The sequence below is a fragment of the Psychrobacter sp. NPDC078501 genome (assembly GCF_044900935.1).
GTDB lineage: Bacteria > Pseudomonadota > Gammaproteobacteria > Pseudomonadales > Moraxellaceae > Psychrobacter.
On sequence record NZ_JBJDOS010000028.1, the window covers coordinates 1 to 1,302 of the forward strand.

At 45.2% G+C, this 1,302-nt stretch carries 1 protein-coding gene; it reads left to right on the plus strand.

Going from position 1 to position 1,302, the window contains the following annotated elements; translation table 11 throughout:
* Window positions 1–56: 56 nt before the first annotated feature.
* Window positions 57–1,271: an IS256 family transposase gene (locus tag ACI2IW_RS13940; RefSeq protein WP_404693964.1), complete on the plus strand. Its 1,215-nt coding sequence runs from the start codon at window positions 57–59 to the stop codon at window positions 1,269–1,271.
* The last annotated feature ends 31 nt before the right edge of the window (window positions 1,272–1,302 follow it).

Consider the following 1,302-nt stretch of genomic DNA (forward strand, 5'->3'; position numbering starts at 1 on the left):
GGGAGTTTCCTAAAAACTGTGTAACTGCTTATAATCCATTAACAGGAGAATAAGCAATGACTACTCAATCTGACATTAAAAAACTGGCCGAGCAAATGGCTGGTAGCATGAAAAGCTTTGATGACATCAAAGACTTCCAAAAGCAGCTCATGCAATCCTTTATCGATACTGCACTTGAAGCCGAGATGGAAGACCATCTCGGCTACCCCAAGCATGAGAAAGCAGATAAACCAAACAAGCGCAACGGACACACTAAAAAGACCGTCCGCAGTGATACAGGCGATCTTGAAATCTCTACCCCAAGAGACCGTGATAGCAGCTTTGAGCCTGTACTCGTTAGTAAGCATCAAACCCGTATCTCAGGTCTCGATGACAAGATCATATTCCTTTACGCCAAGGGTCAAACCACCACCGAGATTGTAGAGAGCATTAAAGAGCTCTACGATGTCGACATCTCAAGCTCTCTTGTCTCAAGAGTCACCGATAACATATTAGAGGACATCACCGCTTGGCAGAACCGGCCATTGAGTAGTGTTTATCCTATCGTCTATTTGGACTGCATCGTCGTGAAGATACGTCAAGACAAGCAGATCATCAACAAAGCCATTTACTTAGCCCTAGGCGTTAACCTTAACGGTAAAAAAGAGCTGCTTGGTATGTGGCTCTCAGAGAATGAAGGCGCTAAGTTCTGGCTAGGTGTTCTTACCGAGCTTCAAAACCGTGGCGTACAAGACATCTTAATCGCTTGTGTTGACGGTCTAAAGGGCTTCCCTGATGCCATTAACACCGTCTATCCAAAGGCACAGGTTCAGCTGTGTATCGTACACATGGTGCGCTATTCAATGAAGTTTGTGCCGTGGACGGATAAAAAGGCCGTAGCGGCTGATTTAAAGGCCATTTACGGCGCTGATACCCTTGAGATGGCAGAGGCCAATCTTGAGCACTTTGATGAGACTTGGGGCAAGGAATATCCGCATGTCATCAAGTCTTGGCGTAATAACTGGGAGGGCCTAACGGTGTTCTTTAATTACCCTAAAGACATCAGAAAAGTCATATACACTACCAATGCTATTGAGTCACTGAACAGTGTGATTCGGACAGCGGTGAATAAGCGTAAGGTGTTCCCATCTGATCACGCAGCTTTCAAGGTAGTCTATCTAGCAACCCAGCAGGCATCCAAAAAGTGGTCGATGCCCATTCGTAACTGGACGTCTGCTTTGAATCGCTTTATGATTATGTTTGATGATCGTATAAGCAGGCATTTAATCTAAATGGCAGTTACACAGAATCTGGGATGGTCTC

Excerpts from the sequence above, each read along its gene's own strand:
- ACI2IW_RS13940 (WP_404693964.1), top strand. The coding sequence starts at position 57 with ATGACTACTCAATCTGACATTAAAAAACTGGCCGAGCAAATGGCTGGT.